Annotated in this window: 3 protein-coding genes; all 3 read right to left on the bottom strand. The window is 45.4% G+C overall.

All coding sequences use genetic code 11. The annotated features are described in order from the left end of the window. Positions 1-369 precede the first annotated feature (369 nt). Genes I8U19_RS17005 through I8U19_RS16995 form a run of 3 tightly spaced genes read right to left on the bottom strand, consistent with a single transcriptional unit; the run spans position 370 to position 4,215 of the window. On the bottom strand, positions 370-1,560 hold the full coding sequence (locus tag I8U19_RS17005) for a Ger(x)C family spore germination protein (RefSeq protein WP_198056613.1): 1,191 nt from the start codon (positions 1,558-1,560) through the stop codon (positions 370-372). Further along, positions 1,553-2,647, bottom strand: a complete 1,095-nt coding sequence (locus I8U19_RS17000) for a GerAB/ArcD/ProY family transporter (protein WP_198056612.1) — start codon at positions 2,645-2,647, stop codon at positions 1,553-1,555. Before I8U19_RS17000 ends, I8U19_RS17005 begins: the two co-directional genes overlap by 8 nt. 23 nt (positions 2,648-2,670) lie before the next feature. Then, a complete protein-coding gene (locus I8U19_RS16995; RefSeq protein WP_033101388.1) occupies positions 2,671-4,215 on the bottom strand; it encodes a spore germination protein in 1,545 nt (514 codons plus the stop codon). Between the last annotated feature and the right edge of the window lie 709 nt (positions 4,216-4,924).

Genomic DNA, 4,924 nt, shown 5'->3' with positions numbered 1-4,924 from the left:
GCCAGCGTTCATCCTGAGCCAGGATCAAACTCTCCGATAAAGATCTAGCTCAAAAAGAATTAACAGGTCATGCTTCACTCTTTAGTTTTCAAGGAACACTCTCCGTCGCCGCCGTTTTTATCACGACGACAATTTATATTCTATCACATCGCTGTCACGCTTGTCAACAACTTTTTTGTTTTCTTCTCTCGCTTTTTGCAAGATGTTGTCGTAGCAGCGACGAAAATAAATATACTACCCTTTTATTTGATTGTCAACACTTTTTTATCGTTTTTTTACGGACACCGGGGCGCGGATTCACTTTCAACTTCCTTCTTGGCCGGTGTCCGGTTGACTTACCGCCTCTTCTCCATCCTTTCTCTCCTGAATTTACATCGTTCTCCCTCTTTCCCCATGATCAAGAATTCGGATATTCACTTTTGTATTGATCTGCGCCTTTCTAAAGTGATCATCCCACTTATTTTTCAGTTCTAACCATTGGATTGGATAGGAAATGCGAAACTGGTCACGGAAATCGGCCACATCCACCTTATATTTTTTTTGCATTTTATGCAGGGTAAGATGAACAAGACGATTAACCTCATTCTCCACCAATTTTTCCAGACTTTTGACATGATCTTCGTTGAGCAGATCCGTGGGAATATGCCATGTTTCGAATAAGGACACCTTTCCTTCGATATTCACGTCAAACGAGATCTTGTTTCCGTTTATATAAGGAGTGACGGTTCTCTCGATGGATTTGATCTCCACAGCAAAATTCTGTCGCTTTTCCTTATCAAAAACCTGAACAATCCCTTTGGCCTGTCCGGTCAACCAATTCAACCCTTCCACTTCTTCACGGGTTAAAAAGCCGATCAGCCGCTTGGAACTGCCTTTGATGACAGCACCGCCATCAAATAAGACTTTTCCCTTTTCCAATTTGACCGCCTGCAAGAGAAAACTGGCATCGGAAGCCATTTTGCTTGCAGTTTGGCCAATGGTAAACAGCGGCAATATTCCGTTTGTCTTATAATGATTTTGATAAATTCTCTGCAACCTTATACCGGGAATATCCGTGTTTCTGGTCACTTCCAAAAGATGGCGGCCTATTCCTTTAGATATCAGGATATTGGCACTCGGTCTGATTTCATACGTGTGCAAATATAAACTCAGCACCCCCTGCAAATTCATCAACCGTGCCATCTTCTCACCAATCAGAACAATCTTTGTATGCTGACCAAACGGAGGACGTGACTCTTCCAGCGACATTTTACGAATCGCTTCCATCACAGTTCTTCCTCTGGACACGATATTTTTATACGCTTTGCCTTTCTGCCCTCCATCTGCATTTTCTTCAGATTGTTGCGGAACGGTACATTGCATGGTAACCTCCACAAACGATTTCCCCTGTTCATCCCCGGATTCCCCGACTGTGTCATCATCCACCATGTCAAAACTGGAAGCCACTTCCAAAGAAATATCTTCAATATCACGGCTGTCCCAGCATCCGGAAACGGTGATCAGGCTCCCAATCGATATAACGATGAATAACAGACGTTTCCAAGAGTGATTCCTATCCATGTTTTTTCCCCTTCGGCCAGGTAATTCCCCATAAAACCGGAATGATGATCCCGATGAAAGCCAGCAGGACATACCCCATTATATATCCGATTAAATAGCGCTCATTGATATCGGACGGCAAGGCTGCGAACAGATAGATCAAAGGAGAAATCCAGTAAGTCCATGTTTTGAACTCCTTGCCAAAGATACTGGACAAGCCTATTGAGGCGAGATAGTGATAACACACGTAAGTGGTGAAAATCTGCAACATCCATACTGCCAGCAGAAAAGACTCAAATCGCTCAAAGATGACTCCCGTAACTTCAAATGAGCGGATCATGGTGACAGTAGGCCTGGTGATTCTCGCAGTCTCCTCCAGCCCTAATGTGGCAACCGCAAACGCAACGATAATGATATAAAAAAATGTGGGAACAGAGATACCGATGATGACCGATTTAACAGCTTGGCGATGATCCTCCATAAACGCGGTCAAAAACAAAATGACCTCAAACCCGCTGAAGGACAAGACTGTTTGCGTGATTCCCTTGATCACGGGCATGACGCCAAATCCCATCACAGGACGTAAATTGTTGAAATCGACAACTTTCAGGCTTAAACCCAGAGTCATGAGAAAGATCAAAACCGTGATCGGAAGAAGAAGGCTGGATAAACGGGCGATTGGCGTCAAACCTCCCGTAACCAGATAAACCCCGACCCATATGAATAAAACCATTGTTATTGCAGTCGGTGTTCTCGGGAGAAGATAAAGACTGTTGACCTCAGCCATCGAGCGAATCTCGTACCCTCCCAGAACAATAAAGTAGACAACCAGAGGGAAATTGAGCAGACGGCCGACCCATTTTCCCACCAAATGCTGACTGAATTCAAAATAGGTTTGCCCAGGGAAGCGTTGACTTAGCTTGGCCATCATAATTCCCGCCAACACGGCAATCATTCCGCTCAAGATCACGGAGATCCATCCATCTGGCGTACCGGTTTTTTCCGTTACGGTTCGTGGCAATGTGAGCACACCTGAACCCAACATAATAGAAGAAGTAACAATCGCGGCTTCCTGCATGGTGATTCGATTTTTTGGACGGATGATCAAGTTGCCCCACTTCCTTGGACGCGCTACTTTTTGCGCACAGGATTCTTTGTGTTCATCATTTTTGGGCGCTGTTTCATGTTTCTCAGAGGAAAGCGTATAATAAAATCCTTCCATTCATAAAGACTGTAAGGAATCGTCGGTGCAACATAGGGCACGCCAAAACTCTCCAATCGGCACAGATGAATGGTAATGGCCAGGAAAAACAGAATTACGCCATAGAGACCGAACAGCGCGGCGCTAAACATGGCCAAAAAGCGCAATAGCCTGAGCGCGATCCCGGCGCCGTAATTGGGGATGGCAAATGAGGAAATGGCGGTGAGGGAGACAACAATCACCATGATCGGGCTGATAATACCCGCACTTACCGCGGCTTCCCCGACAACCAAACCGCCGACCAACCCCACCGTTTGTCCGACGGGCTTGGGCAGGCGGAGCCCCGCTTCCCGCAAAATCTCAATGGAAATCTCCATGATCAGCGCTTCAATAAAGGAAGGAAACGGCACTCCTTCCCTGGTTTGCGCCATGGAGATGGCCAATTTCGTCGGTATTAACCCCTGGTGAAAGGAAACGAACGAGATATATATAGAAGGGAGCAATAAGGAAATATAGGCAGCGAGATAACGCATCAAACGAAGAAGGGAGGTCGGAATCCAACGTTCATAATAATCCTCTGGTGACTGCAGTAACATGGGGAAAGTGGTCGGAACCATCAACACAAATGAGGTTCCTTCCAACAAAATGGCTACTCTCCCTTCCAACAGGGCAGCGATAACCCGGTCGGGCCGCTCGGTATATTGGATCTGCGGAAAAGGAGAAAACGGGTTATCTTCAATCAATTGCTCCACATAACCGGATTCAAGCACTTCATCCACATCAATCCGGTTAAGCCGCTGCTTCACTTCACTTACAATTTCCGGATCGGCAATCCCCTTCATAAAAGCAACAACCAGTTTTGTCCGGGTTCGCCTTCCCAACGTATACTCGATAAGGGTTAAATCAGGGGTGGTCAAACCCTGGCGGAGCAGGGCGATATTTACATCAAGCGATTCGTTGAAACCGGATCGCGGGCCGCGAACCAAAGCTTCCGATATCGGTTCCTCAATAGAGCGCGTTTGGTACTTCTGCGTTCCCAGAACCAGAGCGACTGACAGACCATCAATAAATAAAGCCGTGTTTCCTCTGGCGATCTCGATCAGCAAATCTTTGAAAAAACGAACTTCTTTCACGTTTTCAATGGTCAGGATATGGTTGGCAATAAAATCCGACAGCTCCTCTTCCCCTGATAACTCTCGGTCAGGATGATTGATATCAAAGGCAAACATTAGAGATTGCATGATTTTATCCTCGACTAAACCACGGTCGATCAGGCTTTCCAAAAAAACCAAGGCGACTTTGCGATCCGTCGAGCCAAGCCGGAATGTTCGCATCTTCAGATCAGCGTTTTGACCGATCTCGTTTTCGATCATCAACAGGTTGGAAACGAGATCTTCATGGAAGCAACACGGCGTCTCATCCGAGTTTTTTTTTGTTTGCAATAGAGTCTTTTTCGGTTTCCGGCGTTTGATCATGGCATTCTCCCTCTTATGATCGAATCCAGTAATAAAGTTTGGATATTCCATACGGTATGATGAAAGAGGCGACCGCTCCAATCAAGATCCGCGGCTGAAGCAAACTTTGTATCAGCGTTTCCCACATATCCATCACCTATAAATTAATTTGCTCAGAAAGAAGAATCCAATACAGTAGCAGGAAAAAAAGCGACTGGCCGATCATTTATCCGGAAATCTGTCTTTCTGCATTTTTTATTCCGTTGAAAAAAGTAACTACCGAGCGGATCACACCACTTCAAATCGCTGTACAAAAAATAACCATCTCTATTTTTTAAGATGTGATTGATCTGATTTGACCCCCGAAAGCTTACCTTCATGAAGTCATATTGAGTTCGGTTAACAATCTTTCTTCTTCGAAAAGGTTCTGTCAAAAAAGGGAGCAGTAGCAAACCCCGATCGCTTCGCCTGAGTCCCATGATCCATTTGACCATCGGTCCTTTGCTTCTGTTTGGCACAGTCTCATTTCCTTAAAAGGTGGGAATAATCAGTTGGATTATTTATTAAATTCACTCCCTTTCTGCAGGAATCCGCAAATCCGAGGAGGACATCGGGGAACATCCTCAGGATCTCCGCGAGGATTCCCGACGGAGTGAATGAAATACGCTCAAAAACAGATGGCGATGGGAAAGGATGGAGAAGGAGGATGAATCGAAGGAAATAAAAATAA

Origin of the sequence: Thermoactinomyces sp. CICC 10523, from assembly GCF_016055105.1 — a bacterium.
Classification (GTDB): domain Bacteria; phylum Bacillota; class Bacilli; order Thermoactinomycetales; family Thermoactinomycetaceae; genus Thermoactinomyces_A; species Thermoactinomyces_A daqus.
Note: the sequence above shows the minus strand (reverse complement) of the source record. Positions and strands in the feature narration are given on the sequence as shown.

What these genes read in the sequence shown, in the direction of transcription:
- I8U19_RS17005 (WP_198056613.1), bottom strand. Translation starts at nt 1,560, where the DNA reads ATGGATAGGAATCACTCTTGGAAACGTCTGTTATTCATCGTTATATCG.
- I8U19_RS16995 (WP_033101388.1), bottom strand. Translation starts at nt 4,215, where the DNA reads ATGATCAAACGCCGGAAACCGAAAAAGACTCTATTGCAAACAAAAAAA.